The organism is Acinetobacter sp. 1566109 (assembly GCF_000582255.1).
Lineage (GTDB): Bacteria > Pseudomonadota > Gammaproteobacteria > Pseudomonadales > Moraxellaceae > Acinetobacter > Acinetobacter nosocomialis.
Window position 1 is genome coordinate 1 of record NZ_JEYB01000079.1, and the last position, 13,457, is coordinate 13,457.

A 13,457-nucleotide genomic window follows, 5' to 3' on the forward strand; every position below is an offset into this window, starting at 1 on the left:
AAAGACTAAAATTACATAGCTCTTTTTACTGATACTAAACGATTCATGCCCACACTACGTTCTGCAGCTTCGAGGGCTAGTTTTTGTTGAACCACTGAGAACAAGGACAATAAATTGCCTACTATATTTTTCCGGAGAGTGGTGTAGGAACTTTTTCATTATTGCTAATCATATCAGCGACAACATCAGCAACGAGCTCCTCTATTCCTGAGAATGCTTTAGACTGATCCGCATCATGCTAAGACAATGATGGAAACTCAGCACACAACCCAACATACCCATTATCTTCAGCTGACCATTTAACACGGTAAGTATATTGTTTACTATCCATTTGACACCCCATCATGTTTTAAGTTTATGTATAAAAGTACGATTTTCACTTACTAGTACTTAAATAATCACCCCACCACTGCATCATTTCAGTCCGTTGAGCTAAATAGTCAGCGTGATTATAGCTGGCACGGGTACGGTTCTTATCAATATGTGAAAGTTGTGCCTCAATCCAATTATCTTGGAACAAACCTGAGTCATTCAAAATGGTACTAAAAGTAGAACGTAATCCATGAGAAGATAGTTGATGTTTGCCATACCCCATCTTACGTATGGCCATATTTAGAGTATTAAAATGAATCGGTTGATTGTGTTTGCGAGGGCTAGCAAAAAGGTATTTTTCACCGTATGACCACTGCATGACGTCTTTCAAAATCTCTAAAGCCTGATTTGAAAGTGGAACTAAAAAATCTGGAATCTCATGGCCTAATATGACTTTTCGTCGAAACTGTTTAATATGCAAGGCAGGTATTTTCCAGATTTTTTCATTTAAATCAAAATGATGAGGCTCAGCCAATAACAATTCGGCCCCTCTCACGCCAGTATGTAATTTGAACATCAGTGCTTTTTTAATAATGGGATGGGCATCCAATTTTTGTAATTTATTCTTAAAATCAGATATTTCCTCCGCTTTCAAATACGGATAATTTTTCTTGATTTTGCTGTTAATGGTGATTTTATTTAAACCATGAGCGATGTTGAACTCACAATAACCCATCGCTACAGCGTAGTCATAAATTTGGTTCAAATAACTACAAGCTTTTTTGACAGGTTCTTTTACTTGGCGTCCCTCTATTTTTTTGATTACTGAAACCAGGTCATAGCGCTTGATGTTTTGAAAAGGTAAATCCTGAAGGTCTGGATAAATATCTTGCTGTAAGCATCTTTCTGCTAACTGTAGTACACCACAGCGGGGTAGATCGTTGAAGGCATTCTTCAGTTTGAACTGTAACCACTCCTCCCCGACCTTACCAAAGGTGATAAGATTAGAGGCAGTATCATGTTCAAAACAGAAATTATTGTCTTTAAAGTCATCTCTGACTTGTCGTGCCTTTTTCAGCGATAAATCAGGATAAAGACCTAACTGAATGCGTCGACGTTTTTTAGTTTGTGGATCTGTATAGCGATAGCACCAAGATTTTCTTCCACTCGGCTCAATCTTCAGGCTAAGCCCATCTTCATCGGATAAAAAACAGGTTTTTTCCTTGCAATGAGCTTGGCGAACTTTAATATCAGTAAGACTCATGGAATTTAAATGAAACCTAATAAGGGGTTGATTGGATCAATTATATCAAAATAGAACGCTTTATATATGATGCGTATGATACGCATCATATATTTTTATAAGTATTTGTTAAATAAAGTTTATATATAGATTGGCTATTCCTTAGTGACCAATTAATTAACCATTGATTTCGCAAGTCTTAAATTAACATTTGAAGTGCAACTCTATGTTATGACTATTCACAGTTCTGTTCCATGATTCATGGTTACTTATTACTTATGTTACTATGTCAGGGGCGATACAAGAATTAAGGTAACCTTATGAAAATAGCGAATACGAAATTACTAGCTGGTGCTTTTATGACCCTAACTTTAACTATGCTTAGCCCTGCCGCACTTGCAAATGATAACAATGATATACGAAAGACTGTTGTAGTTAAGTTTGCTAAAAAAGCTTACTCTGCAAATTATTACGGAAGGATAGATGGATACAAGTATGATTCCTACAAATTTTATGCTAAAAAAGGGCAAAAGTTAAAAGTGAGGTTGACTGGAGGAAATGTTGAAACTTACTTATGGGGTAATCAATTAAAAGACTCCATCAATCTTGGAGAATATTCTCCAAAGCTTGATGATAATGGTATTTATATTTTACCTGCTTCAGGTGAGTATGAAATTAGAGTATTACAACCTAGATCACAGGCAAGAAAAGATAAAAAACCTCAATACTGGATGAGTATTAACATTAAATAAAGACTTGCTAGATTCGTTTAAACTTTTATACAAGGGTTCAAAAACTATTGCCAGTTAAACGGGGCGTGATTTTTACGTATATGCGTTTATGTTAGTAAAATGATGTAGTTTACTTGTTTAATACCCCGAGGAATAATTTAATCTTGCTGTGCGTTAGTCACGTTTCTTTCTTTCAGAAGTTGATTATATCTTTCAACGTAACCGTCGTGATATTCAAACTCTTTTGATAGGAATTTGATGGGAAGAATAGGCGAAACTTGTCTTAAATAATGGTAATTCCTTATCTTTAAAATAGAGAACGCCCGATGAAATTCATTAGGCGTTTAATTTAAATAAGTGTCAGCTTATTTTATAACTAGATGTACTTGACAATCACGATTCTTTTTCTAAATTGCCTTTAAAAAATCAATCTTGCTATTTTTGACTTTTCACACCATTTTGTTCAATTTGTACTGCGGCTTGCCAGCTAGGTAGTTGGCTTAAACCTGCTACATAACGTTGGATATGGGGATAATTTTCACCTTGTCCCATATGATAAACTAAAGCATGTAGTCCAAAGCCCATCATAAAGTCAGCACCGGTTAAACGGTCTGCCACTAGAAATTCTTTATCTTTTAAATATTCATTTAAATGGCCGAATACTTTATCGAACTCAACTTGAGTATAATTTTCTAGAAATACCAACTTCGTACCCTGCTTGGTTTCAATCGCATTAAACGTTTTTAATAAAAATGGCAGCATGGCAGAGCTTTCTGAGAAATGAATCCACTGTAGATAATCGACATAGGTAGGTTCATCCATATCTGGTGCTAAATGCGGCGCAAGTTTCTGAATTAATAACTCAACGATTGCGCCTGACTCTGCAATAACTTTGCCATCCCATTCCAATACTGGAGATTTCCCTAAAGGATGGATGTTTTTTAAAGATTCAGGGGCCAAATGCGTGCTTGAGTCACGATAATAGCTTTTCAGCTCATAGGGCTGCTTGATTTCTTCAAGTAACCACAAAATGCGAAAAGAACGTGATTGATCTAAATGATGTAGTGTAATCATAATATTCCTATTTTTTTAAATTTTTACAACCACTTTGCCAAAGTTTTTGCCTTTTAACATACCATTGAAAGCATTGATCGTGTTATCTAAACCTTGCACCATATGCTCTTTATATTTGATTTTTCTGTCTTTCAACCATTCAGACATTTGCTGATTGAATTCCGGATACTGATTGCCATAATCATCAAAAATAATAAAGCCTTGCATGCGAATACGCTTTCTTAAAAGAGTGGAAATAAAGCCAGGTAAACGGTCTGGCCCTTGTGCTTGCTCGGTAGCGTTATACTGCGAAACCACACCACACACCGGTACACGTGCCGCAGAGTTAAGCAATGGCCATACCGCATCAAACACTTTACCCCCTACATTCTCATAATAAATATCAATACCGTTGGGAACTGCTTGTTGTAATTGTTCTGCAAAATTTTCATCATGATAATTGATACAAGCATCGAAGCCGAGTTCTTGTACTGCATAATGGCATTTTTCAGCCCCACCTGCGACGCCAACCACGCGACAACCTTTAAGTTTGCCAATTTGTCCAACTGTAGCACCAACAGGTCCCGTTGCAGCTGCAACGACTAAAGTTTCACCGGCTTTAGGCTGACCAATGTCCAACAACCCCATATAAGCAGTAAAGCCAGGCATCCCCAAAATACCCAATGCCCAAGATGGATGTTCGGGTTGCATACCTAAGCTTTGACATGCAGTCCCATCAGAAATTGCGTAGCCCTGCCAACCATTTCCAGAAAGAACCCACTCGCCTTCTTTGAATTTTGGGTTTTTAGAGGCCATCACTTGACTGACTGTTCCACCGACCATCACTTCGCCAATTTCAACCGGTGCTGCATATGAGGGAGCATCACTCATGCGACCACGCATATAAGGATCGAGTGACAAGTAAATGGTTTTTAACAATATCTCGCCTTGTTTAAGTTCATTGAGCTCAACTTGCTCAATACGAAAATCGCTGTGTTTTGGCTCACCCACTGGCCGTTTAGCTAAAACGATGCGTTGATTAATAACTGTTTTCACACATATAACTCCATGTTTTATTTAAAAGTATTTCTCTTCATAATCAAAAATTATGATTAAAATTTCTTTACATCCATTGTAGATGAGTTATAATAAAAAACAATACGACTGGTCTATTTTTTTTACAATAGAGTAAATAATTAATATGAAGCCTACTCCTATTAAAAAGTCTGAAGCGAAGCGCTTACACATTCTTAACACCAGTTCAGACCTGATTTTGCATAAAGGTTTTACTGGCGTAGGATTACAGGAAATTTTACAGAGCTGTGAGATCCCCAAAGGCTCGTTTTATCATTATTTCCAATCCAAGGAAGCTTTCGGATGTGAATTGGTACAGCATTATGTGGATAATTACCAAGTCCGTTTAAATGATGTATGGCGTAGCGATAAATCCCCTTATCAAAAGCTGATTGAGTATTTTAATTTATGGATAGAAGATCCTGAAACACACTGTGGTTGGGCGAATAGCTGTTTAATTGTGAAACTTGCCGCAGAAGTTGCCGATCTATCTGAAGATATGCGTTCCATTATGTCCGCTGGCGTGGATGATGTAATCCAACGTATTGCTGGTTTAATTGATTTGGGAAAACAGGATCAGTCTATTCAAGCAAATACTGAGGCCTCGACGTTGGCACAAGTACTTTACCAAATGTGGTTAGGTGCAGCATTACTGAGTAAGTTGCAAAAAGATAAAACACCATTACATCAAGCTCTGAGAGCAACTAAATTTCTATTAAAAAGTGAAGATTGATAAAATTTAGATTAAATATCAATTACATAATTAATGACAGCAGCCCAATGATTAGTTATTAATGTGTTGCTATTAGATTAATTTACAATCCATGAGTATAGCGCACAATGAATTCTTCTCCTAAAGCCCTCATGACTCGTATTTTAGTCGGATATTTAGGCTTATATCCCACACTATTACTGGTACTCACTTTATTAAAGCCAATTACTCAGCATCAAAGTTTCCCGATGATGGTGTTGATTGAAGTCATAGTATTAGTGCCAGTAACGCAACTGATTTCTTTCCCACTGGCAGGTTGGCTCATTACACAGCTAAAAATTTTTAAGAATTTGTTTTAATAAGAATTTATGCTGGCAACAGCAATCCTAAGTCCTTATTTTGCCAACCACAAAGGTTGGCAAAATAACTCACTTAGTCAATATTAATCTGCGTAAGCTGGATAATCAATATAGCCTTTTTCCGTCCCACCATACATAGTGCTTGCATCTACTGCATTCAATGGCCAGCCATTGGCGATGCGATCGGGTAAATCTGGATTCGCAATAAATGGGCGTCCAAATGCAATTAAATCGGCCAGCCCTGCCTTTAAAATTCGAGTCCCTCTTTCTGCCGTATATCGACCTGCATAAATAATCCGACCACTGAAAGTGTCTCTGACATCTTTACGAAAATTATGAGGAAGTTCTGGTGCATGATCCCAATCAGCTTCTGCAATCGATAAATAGGCAATCCCAACTTCTTCAAGTATTTTTATGGCTTCAATATAAGTCACATGTGGATCATCTTCAACCAACCCCATATAAACACGATCTTCCTCTGTACTTTCAAATAGCGGGGCAAAACGCACTCCTAAACGATCTGCACCAACCACCTCAGCAACTGCCTGTACTACTTCACGTAAAAAACGCAAACGATTGTTTAGTGATCCACCATATTCATCTTCACGGTGGTTACTATGTGCAGAGATAAATTGATTTACCAAATAACCATTTGCACAATGAATTTCAACCCCATCAAAACCAGCAGCCAATGCATTACGCGCTGCTTGAGCATAGAGTTGCACTAATTCTTTAACTTCTGCATTGCTTAAAGCACGTGGCATTGAAGGATCAGCCAAGGCCCCTGCATTGGGCCCGGTTTCAATAAAGACTTTAACATTACTATCAGCCCTAATAGCCGAGGGCGCGACCGGTGATGCGTGATCGGGTTGCAAAGATGTATGTGAAACACGCCCAACATGCCAAAGTTGTGCAAAAATAATGCCTCCTTTAGCATGCACTGCTTCCGTCACTTTACGCCATCCAGCAATCTGTTCAGGGCTGTAAATACCGGGAGTCCAAGCATAGCCTTGACCACGTGGCTCGATTTGCGTACCTTCGGTCACCATAAATCCTGCCCCGGCACGCTGTTGATAATAGGTTGCCATCAGTTCATTTGGAATATTCCCTGGCTGAGTACTACGCGACCGCGTTAATGGTGGCAATACAATACGGTTTTGCAAAACATAAGGGCCTAAGCTTAAGTTTTGAAAAAGTTTGCTGTCTTTCATTTCATTGAATCCAAGTCATCATGGCTTAATTGATCTAAATTAAAAAAAATAACCTTCCTTCCTGTATATAGAAAAATAAAGGAAGGAAAGCTATTCACTCAGGCCCTTCACCATTAAGTGAGGGTTATTTTGCTTATTGCGCCAGTTGCTCAGAGTCAGAAGTTTATTCACTGCTAAGCACCACAACAGAGACTAGCTACTCTTTATTTCAACAATTGAAGTAATGCTGTAGCGGTTGCAGCAGAAGATGCTGGATTTTGTCCAGTAACCAGCAAGCCATCTACTTGAACATATACTTGCCAATCATCCACTTTAGAATAATGACCACCGTTTTCTTTAAGCATGTCTTCGACTAAAAATGGTACAATTTCAGTCAAACCTACAGCGGCCTCCTCAGTATTGGTGAAACCAGTCACTAATTTACCGCTAACTAAAGGCGCTCCATTACTCGCTTTCACATGTCGAAAAACACCCGGGGCATGACACACTGCTGCAACAGGTTTGCCAGACTGAATCGCCTGTTCAATCACAGAAATTGAAATCGGATCTTCTGCTAAATCCCACAATGGGCCATGCCCGCCTGGATAAAACACTGCATCATAATCAGCTACAGAAATTTCGCTAAGTTTATGCGTCTGTGCCAATGCTTGCATTGCAGTTGGATCAGCTTCAAAACGATGAGTGGTTTCAGTTTGCGCATCGGCCAAATTACTTTTCGGATCTAGTGGTGGCTGCCCACCTTGAGGCGACGCCAGCGTAACTTCAGCACCAGAGTCAATAAAGGTGTAATACGGTGCAGCAAGTTCTTCTAGCCAGAAACCTGTTTTCTTACCAGTATTGCCAAGTTGATCATGTGAGGTTAAAACGATTAAAATTTTCATGTTATTTCTCCGATATTTTTCAGGATTGAGGAGCATTGTTGCATGATCACTTGTCGTGTAACGTGACCATGACAGATACGCTTATTTAGATACTCGTCTCGAGAATTTGGCGACTGATCTCTAATGAAACAGTTTTATGTTCGCCTAGCTGTGTAAGATTGTGTGATTTAAGTTGCGTAATGATGATCTCAATATCTGTCTCCCCCAGTCCATAATCGCTAAGACGAGTCGGCAATCCAAGTTGCTCAAAGAAGGCTCGAGTACGAGCAATAGCAGTATCAATACGTTGTTCTTCATCACCTTCGACAATCTGCCAGACTCGAGCTGCATACTGTAGTAATTTTTCTCGCTTCTCTTGACGACGCACTTGTAGATTGGCCGGCAACACAATGGCCAAGGTACGAGCATGATCAATACCATGTAAAGCCGTGAGCTCATGCCCAATCAAATGAGTTGACCAATCTTGTGGTACACCAGCTCCAATTAGCCCATTCAGTGCCATGCTAGCAGCCCACATCAAATTCGCACGCGTGTCATAATCTGCTGAATCTTCCAAGATTTTCGGTCCAATCTCAATCAGAGTTTGCAATAGACCTTCGGCAAAACGATCTTGTACTTGTGCATTGACAGGGTAAGTTAAGTACTGTTCCATGACATGAACAAATGCATCGACCACGCCATTTGCTAATTGGCGCGTCGGCAAGCTAAAAGTTTTATTCGGATCCAGTACGGAAAATTGCGGAAAAACATAGGGGCTGTTAAATGACAATTTGGCTTGGGTCGATTTTCTAGTTACTACACCACCGCTATTCATTTCTGAACCAGTTGCCGGAAGGGTGAGTACACTCGCAAAAGGCAAAGCTTGAGTAATTTTAGTACCATGGGTTTCTAAAATCTCCCATGTATCCCCTGTATAATTGACTGCTGCTGCAATAAATTTAGTACCATCAATTACCGATCCACCACCGACAGCCATCAAGAAATCAATCTTTTGTTCTCGAATCAGCTCTACAGCTTTCATGAGGGTTTCATAACTCGGATTCGGCTCAATTCCGCCAAATTCATGAATTTCTCTTGCACCTAATGCTTCACGCACTTCAGCTAAAGTACCATTCTTACGTGCACTTTCACCACCAAATAACATTAACACTTTTGCTTCTGTAGGCACATAGTCATTGATTTCAGCTATTGTATCGCCACCAAAAATAATGCGGGTCGGATTATAAAAGTTAAAATTCAGCATATTTTTATCCTAGGATGATCAGCTAATTGATTTGAAAAGCCACCGTTATTCATCAAATAAACTTTAAAAAATTGGACAATACTGCGGCTTTTGCCTACACCATGTGCTAACTATACATAAAAATAGACCAGTCGTCTATTTTTTAAAAAATTATTTCAGCTTGCCAACTTGAGTGATGCTTAAACAAATTCAGGCTTGTTCTATACCACTTTTATTATTGATGTATTTTCACGAGCGATTGTTGGATGGAAGATATCAACACGTATGACTATTGACATGGTCGTGAACGCATTGGCTGAAACAGTGAATGGCTCATAGAAAATAGCAATGATTAAATATTTTAAAAGCAGATTGGCAAGGTTTAGCAGATGTACAAATGCAGCGCTAAATTAGATAGATTGGTTCAATATAAGGCATGTGGATTCATTCGTTTATTTACCCTGTTTTGGATATTGACCCATGTAAACGATGAGATTAAGCCAATAAATAAAGTAGCCCAACTTGAATAAAAAGCCTCTGACAAACCTCACAGGGTTGAAGTGCTGCCTTTCATTCAAAATTTCAGGCAGCACACTCATACATTTAAGCGTCGGTTTAAGCTGGTAGTTTACTCGCCAAAACATCTACTTTTTCAATAGACGGTGGCTCTGAAAATAGCTCTTCGGCCTGAGCCATCAAAGCAGCTGCAACCTTGCCAGATAAATGCGCTTGGCGACCCGCCTCATCAGGAAATGCATCAAAAATACCAAATGTTGTAGGTCCAAGACGTAGGCCAAACCACGCAACGGTCGCAGGTTCTTCCATTACAATAGGTAAACCGGCTTTAAGGAAAGCTTCCACTTCTTCTTCTTTACCCGGTTTAGCTTCAAGACGCACATATAAAGCTGTTTTAAGCATGACTAAAACTCCACAATTGATTAGAATTCAAACTGATTCTGACATTGCTAATGTATGCATGTCAGAAAGTTTTGTTGTATAAAAGTTAAAAAAATTTCCCATAGCTGAGCCAAAATTTAGGTTTTTATTTCGACATAATGCTATGAATTTATTCAAGTTAATATCATTAACATTTGAATCAAAAATCAAGATATGAGATGATTAAATTCAATCTTAGTTATATAAGGATCAATTGACTCTACCTTAGCTTTATAAGCTGACCTCTTCATCTGGAGATTATATTGCTCAAGAAGCATTCAAGAACAACATGTATATCCTCATATCTATGAAAGTTTTTTTGCTAGGAATTTGCTGTGAAACTCTATATGTTTCTCTATAAAGCTCGCAATGAAGTAATAGCTATGGTCATACCCTTCTCTTAGGTTAAGTGTAAGAGGATATTCTTGTTCCAAACAAATATCACTAAGCAGCTTAGGTCTTAACTGTTCTTCAAGAAAATCATCAGCTGTTCCCTGATCGACTAAAATAGGTAAATGAACTTCCGCGTTTTTGATTAATTCAATCGCATCATAGCTTTTCCATAAAGTTTCGTTTTCACCTAGGTAGTGTGTGAAAGCCTTTTTCCCCCAAGGTACTTGGCTAGGTGCAACAATTGGTGCAAAAGCAGAAATACTTTTATACAGCTCAGGGTTTTTTAACCCAATGACTAATGCACCATGACCACCCATGCTATGCCCCATAATGCTTTGGACTTGGTTGGTCGGAAAATTCAGGTCAATCAGATTTCTGAGCTCTTCCACAATATAATCATACATTTTGAAATGCTGTGACCAGGGTGCTTGTGTTGCATTCACATAGAATCCTGCACCTTGGCCTAAATCATAATCTGCATGATCTGGTACATCTTCTCCACGTGGGCTGGTATCTGGTGCAACAATAATGACTTTATGTTCAGCCGCATACTTTTGTGCTCCGGCTTTAGTAATAAAGTTCTGTTCGTTGCAAGTCAGCCCTGATAACCAATATAAAACTGGCAACTGCTCATCTTTGTCATGAGGTGGCAGATATATTGAGAATTTCATTGAACAGTTTAATGCTGTTGACTGATGGCAATACACTTCTTGCGATCCACCAAAAGAAGCATGTTTCTCAATTATTTCCATAATCAATTACCTATGTTGAGCAAGACTTCATGAGAAATCGAGTAAACAAAGAGTCTGTCATTCTCCACAGAGAATAGTGATTAAGATTTAAAATGTAGGCAGGTTTGTTGAACCTATACACGATGCCTACACAGATAGATGGGTTTTACAGATAATGTGCCGTTTTAGAGGATTCCATGCATGTCATTCATGATGCACATGCATGGAAAACTATAAGGTCTGACGGAATTATTCGTAATGAATTACAGTACGAATTGACTTACCTTCATGCATTAGATCAAAGGCTTCATTGATCTGATCCAAGCCCATCGTATGTGTCACAAATGGTTCTAATTGAATTTTACCTTTCATGGCATCTTCAACCATTCCTGGAAGTTGCGTACGACCTTTTACGCCACCAAACGCAGAACCTAGCCATTTACGACCAGTAACCAGTTGGAATGGACGGGTAGAGATTTCTTGACCTGCGCCAGCTACACCAATAATTACAGATTGTCCCCAGCCACGGTGTGCACTTTCAAGGGCTGCACGCATTACATTCACGTTGCCAATACATTCAAATGAATGATCTACACCCCAACCAGTCATTTCGACAATGACTTGCTGGATTGGTTTATCGTAGTCTTTAGGGTTCAAGAAGTCCGTTGCGCCAAACTCTTTTGCCAGCACAAATTTATCTGGATTCATGTCAACCACAATAATACGTCCTGCTTTAGCTTGACGTGCGGCTTGTACGACTGCTAGACCAATACCACCTAAACCAAAGACCGCAACACTATCACCTTCTTGTACTTTAGCCGTGTTGTGTACTGCACCGATACCCGTTGTTACACCACAACCTAGTAAGCAGACATGTTCGTGATTGGCTTCAGGATTGATTTTAGCCAATGATACTTCTGCCACTACCGTGTATTCACTGAACGTTGAGCAGCCCATATAGTGGTAAATCGGTTGACCATTGTAGGAAAAACGAGTGGTGCCATCTGGCATTACGCCTCTACCTTGAGTTTCTCGAACGGAAATACACAAGTTCGATTTTCCAGATTTACAGAATAGGCACTCGCCACATTCAGCGGTGTAAAGTGGAATTACATGATCACCTGGTTTGACGCTAGTCACGCCTTCACCAACCTCAACTACGACACCAGCACCTTCATGCCCGAGAATAGCCGGAAAAACGCCTTCAGGATCATCGCCAGATAAAGTAAATGCGTCTGTATGACACACACCGGTATGGGAAATCTTGATTAATACTTCACCTTTCTTCGGTGGTGCAACATCAACTTCAACAATTTGAAGAGGTTGACCAGGACCAAACGCAACGGCAGCACGTGACTTCATGGAATAATTCCTTATACAGATCTATTTTAAATATGATTTTAGAATCTTGGCGATTTCAGCCAATTCTTCTTTTCGTTGTTGTTCTGTGGTTTCACCTGATACTAAAGTGTCCTTTAAATGAACCTCTAACATCTCATTCATTAGACCATTAATAGCACCACGCACAGAGCATATTTGTTGCAGAATCGCACCACATTCCACATTGTCTTCTAGCGCTTTTTCAATCGCTTGTGTCTGACCTTTGATCTTTCTGACGCGTAGAAGAATCTTTTTTTTGTCTTCGACCTGATTAGGCATCAGACCTCCTTATTTGCTAGCATTGATACTATAGTACCCCATAGTATAAAAAAGAACAATATTTTTTATAAACCTTAAAAATTTAGGTAGTGTTTCAAAAAGTATGCTGAGATTAAATGAAGTCACTATTGGCTCTGCAATTGGATGCTATAATTAACTTTCCGAATCTTTACAATAGCTTATAAAATTAAACTTCTAACATACTCCCCCCACTTTCAACTAACTCTTTACGAAACATGTTTCTCAGGGATTTTAAAAGCAAAAGCTCTTAGGCGACTTCCTCACGGATTTAGGCATGCTTTCTGCTTCACAAAGCGACCTTTACCGCATCTTTCCTCCACAGACAAAGTGGTATGTCCTACCGCTAGAATATTGCGAGAAGCATTAATATCCGTATTCTTGCTAAAGCCACACTCAATACTGAACTAACACATCTAATCCGATACCTTATTTTGCAATTATTTCCCTCAATACCTATAGTGAAAAACTTACCAATACTTTGCTGACAGTCTTTAAATGCAGTGATAAAACTATCCCATTGATTACTTGAAATTCGGGTATAGTGAATACTTAACTGTTTCAACTTTTCCTTTAGTCGTTGGACTATAGCTATATCTCTTTTACCCCAAACATAAGTAACAATTTCTCCTGTTTTTTTCAGCACATATCACTTTTCAAAGTAGTGAACCGTACCGGGTTTGTCGGAGAGTCAATATTCTGAGAGACTATCCCGATGACAAAATTAAAATATACCCCTGAAATCAGAGAAAGAGCGGTTCAATTATTGATTGAATCTGAAAAAGATTATCCATCGAATTGGGCTGCGATCACCGCTATTGCTCCCAAGATAGGTTGTAGTCCTGAAACACTACGTGTTTGGTATCAAAAATATTTAGATAAACAAAATCCAGTTAAAGTACAGCAGCTTTCAGACCAAGAA

13 protein-coding genes and 5 pseudogenes are annotated in these 13,457 nt (G+C 38.9%); 5 read left to right on the plus strand and 13 right to left on the minus strand.

What is annotated here, in order from left to right:
- Nucleotides 1-121: 121 nt before the first annotated feature.
- Both J582_RS27130 and J582_RS22845 read right to left on the minus strand, forming a co-directional pair.
- A pseudogene (locus tag J582_RS27130) lies at nucleotides 122-343 on the minus strand (antitoxin HicB).
- 33 nt (nucleotides 344-376) lie between these two features.
- On the minus strand, nucleotides 377-1,576 hold the full coding sequence (locus tag J582_RS22845; RefSeq protein WP_000059636.1) for a tyrosine-type recombinase/integrase: 1,200 nt from the start codon (nucleotides 1,574-1,576) through the stop codon (nucleotides 377-379).
- A gap of 299 nt (nucleotides 1,577-1,875) precedes the next feature.
- Here J582_RS22845 and J582_RS22850 point away from each other — a divergent pair, with 299 nt between their 5' ends.
- On the plus strand, nucleotides 1,876-2,307 hold the full coding sequence (locus J582_RS22850) for a PPC domain-containing protein (protein WP_000684953.1): 432 nt from the start codon (nucleotides 1,876-1,878) through the stop codon (nucleotides 2,305-2,307).
- Between the two features lie 414 nt (nucleotides 2,308-2,721).
- Here the strand turns inward: J582_RS22850 and J582_RS22855 are convergent, their stop codons facing one another.
- The gene (locus J582_RS22855) at nucleotides 2,722-3,360 is read right to left on the minus strand and encodes a glutathione S-transferase family protein (protein ID WP_000631290.1); all 639 of its coding nucleotides are present in this window, start codon (nucleotides 3,358-3,360) and stop codon (nucleotides 2,722-2,724) included.
- A 15-nt stretch (nucleotides 3,361-3,375) separates the two neighbouring features.
- A complete protein-coding gene (locus J582_RS22860; RefSeq protein WP_000859510.1) occupies nucleotides 3,376-4,395 on the minus strand; it encodes an NADP-dependent oxidoreductase in 1,020 nt (339 codons plus the stop codon).
- A 145-nt stretch (nucleotides 4,396-4,540) separates the two neighbouring features.
- Here J582_RS22860 and J582_RS22865 point away from each other — a divergent pair, with 145 nt between their 5' ends.
- A complete protein-coding gene (locus tag J582_RS22865; RefSeq protein ID WP_000805351.1) occupies nucleotides 4,541-5,146 on the plus strand; it encodes a TetR/AcrR family transcriptional regulator in 606 nt (201 codons plus the stop codon).
- A gap of 107 nt (nucleotides 5,147-5,253) precedes the next feature.
- A complete protein-coding gene (locus tag J582_RS22870; protein ID WP_001088959.1) occupies nucleotides 5,254-5,484 on the plus strand; it encodes a hypothetical protein in 231 nt (76 codons plus the stop codon).
- 83 nt (nucleotides 5,485-5,567) lie between these two features.
- Here the strand turns inward: J582_RS22870 and J582_RS22875 are convergent, their stop codons facing one another.
- The 3 genes from J582_RS22875 to J582_RS22885 all read right to left on the minus strand — a co-directional run bounded on the left by J582_RS22875 (nucleotide 5,568) and on the right by J582_RS22885 (nucleotide 8,819).
- Nucleotides 5,568-6,695, minus strand: a complete 1,128-nt coding sequence (locus J582_RS22875; RefSeq protein WP_000655283.1) for an alkene reductase — start codon at nucleotides 6,693-6,695, stop codon at nucleotides 5,568-5,570.
- Between the two features lie 203 nt (nucleotides 6,696-6,898).
- Nucleotides 6,899-7,576 carry a type 1 glutamine amidotransferase domain-containing protein gene (locus J582_RS22880; protein ID WP_000697979.1) on the minus strand — a complete coding sequence of 226 codons (678 nt, stop codon included), beginning with the start codon at nucleotides 7,574-7,576 and terminating at the stop codon, nucleotides 6,899-6,901.
- A gap of 85 nt (nucleotides 7,577-7,661) precedes the next feature.
- The gene (locus J582_RS22885) at nucleotides 7,662-8,819 is read right to left on the minus strand and encodes an iron-containing alcohol dehydrogenase (RefSeq protein WP_032048665.1); all 1,158 of its coding nucleotides are present in this window, start codon (nucleotides 8,817-8,819) and stop codon (nucleotides 7,662-7,664) included.
- Nucleotides 8,820-9,002: 183 nt separating this feature from the next.
- Between J582_RS22885 and J582_RS27355 the strand changes: the two are divergent.
- Nucleotides 9,003-9,328 (plus strand): annotated as a pseudogene (locus tag J582_RS27355) (IS3 family transposase); the annotation flags it as partial.
- A gap of 85 nt (nucleotides 9,329-9,413) precedes the next feature.
- On the opposite strand, the gene J582_RS22890 reads toward J582_RS27355, so the two are convergent.
- From J582_RS22890 to J582_RS0105270, 6 genes and pseudogenes are all read right to left on the minus strand, one after another.
- A complete protein-coding gene (locus tag J582_RS22890) occupies nucleotides 9,414-9,716 on the minus strand; it encodes a putative quinol monooxygenase (RefSeq protein WP_000920559.1) in 303 nt (100 codons plus the stop codon).
- Nucleotides 9,717-10,039: 323 nt separating this feature from the next.
- The gene (gene fghA, locus J582_RS22895) at nucleotides 10,040-10,879 is read right to left on the minus strand and encodes an S-formylglutathione hydrolase (protein ID WP_006582027.1); all 840 of its coding nucleotides are present in this window, start codon (nucleotides 10,877-10,879) and stop codon (nucleotides 10,040-10,042) included.
- A 228-nt stretch (nucleotides 10,880-11,107) separates the two neighbouring features.
- Nucleotides 11,108-12,220 (minus strand): S-(hydroxymethyl)glutathione dehydrogenase/class III alcohol dehydrogenase, encoded by a 1,113-nt coding sequence (locus J582_RS22900; RefSeq protein ID WP_000842147.1) that lies wholly within the window; start codon nucleotides 12,218-12,220, stop codon nucleotides 11,108-11,110.
- A gap of 21 nt (nucleotides 12,221-12,241) precedes the next feature.
- On the minus strand, nucleotides 12,242-12,517 hold the full coding sequence (locus tag J582_RS22905; protein WP_001133624.1) for a metal/formaldehyde-sensitive transcriptional repressor: 276 nt from the start codon (nucleotides 12,515-12,517) through the stop codon (nucleotides 12,242-12,244).
- Nucleotides 12,518-12,785: 268 nt separating this feature from the next.
- A pseudogene (locus J582_RS27620) lies at nucleotides 12,786-12,936 on the minus strand (RNA-guided endonuclease TnpB family protein); the annotation flags it as partial.
- A gap of 14 nt (nucleotides 12,937-12,950) precedes the next feature.
- Nucleotides 12,951-13,175, minus strand: a pseudogene (locus J582_RS0105270) (IS1 family transposase); the annotation flags it as partial.
- A 75-nt stretch (nucleotides 13,176-13,250) separates the two neighbouring features.
- On the opposite strand from J582_RS0105270, the pseudogene J582_RS22910 reads away from it, so the two are divergent.
- Nucleotides 13,251-13,457 (plus strand): annotated as a pseudogene (locus tag J582_RS22910) (IS3 family transposase); the annotation flags it as partial.

Bases quoted from the DNA above. Each gene is read 5' to 3' on its own strand.
- J582_RS22880 (WP_000697979.1), bottom strand. From the start codon at position 7,576: ATGAAAATTTTAATCGTTTTAACCTCACATGATCAACTTGGCAATACT.
- J582_RS22870 (WP_001088959.1), top strand. From the start codon at position 5,254: ATGAATTCTTCTCCTAAAGCCCTCATGACTCGTATTTTAGTCGGATAT.
- J582_RS22845 (WP_000059636.1), bottom strand. From the start codon at position 1,576: ATGAGTCTTACTGATATTAAAGTTCGCCAAGCTCATTGCAAGGAAAAA.
- J582_RS22875 (WP_000655283.1), bottom strand. From the start codon at position 6,695: ATGAAAGACAGCAAACTTTTTCAAAACTTAAGCTTAGGCCCTTATGTT.
- J582_RS22865 (WP_000805351.1), top strand. From the start codon at position 4,541: ATGAAGCCTACTCCTATTAAAAAGTCTGAAGCGAAGCGCTTACACATT.
- J582_RS22885 (WP_032048665.1), bottom strand. From the start codon at position 8,819: ATGCTGAATTTTAACTTTTATAATCCGACCCGCATTATTTTTGGTGGC.
- fghA (WP_006582027.1), bottom strand. From the start codon at position 10,879: ATGGAAATAATTGAGAAACATGCTTCTTTTGGTGGATCGCAAGAAGTG.
- J582_RS22900 (WP_000842147.1), bottom strand. From the start codon at position 12,220: ATGAAGTCACGTGCTGCCGTTGCGTTTGGTCCTGGTCAACCTCTTCAA.
- J582_RS22905 (WP_001133624.1), bottom strand. From the start codon at position 12,517: ATGCCTAATCAGGTCGAAGACAAAAAAAAGATTCTTCTACGCGTCAGA.
- J582_RS22850 (WP_000684953.1), top strand. From the start codon at position 1,876: ATGAAAATAGCGAATACGAAATTACTAGCTGGTGCTTTTATGACCCTA.
- J582_RS22855 (WP_000631290.1), bottom strand. From the start codon at position 3,360: ATGATTACACTACATCATTTAGATCAATCACGTTCTTTTCGCATTTTG.
- J582_RS22890 (WP_000920559.1), bottom strand. From the start codon at position 9,716: ATGCTTAAAACAGCTTTATATGTGCGTCTTGAAGCTAAACCGGGTAAA.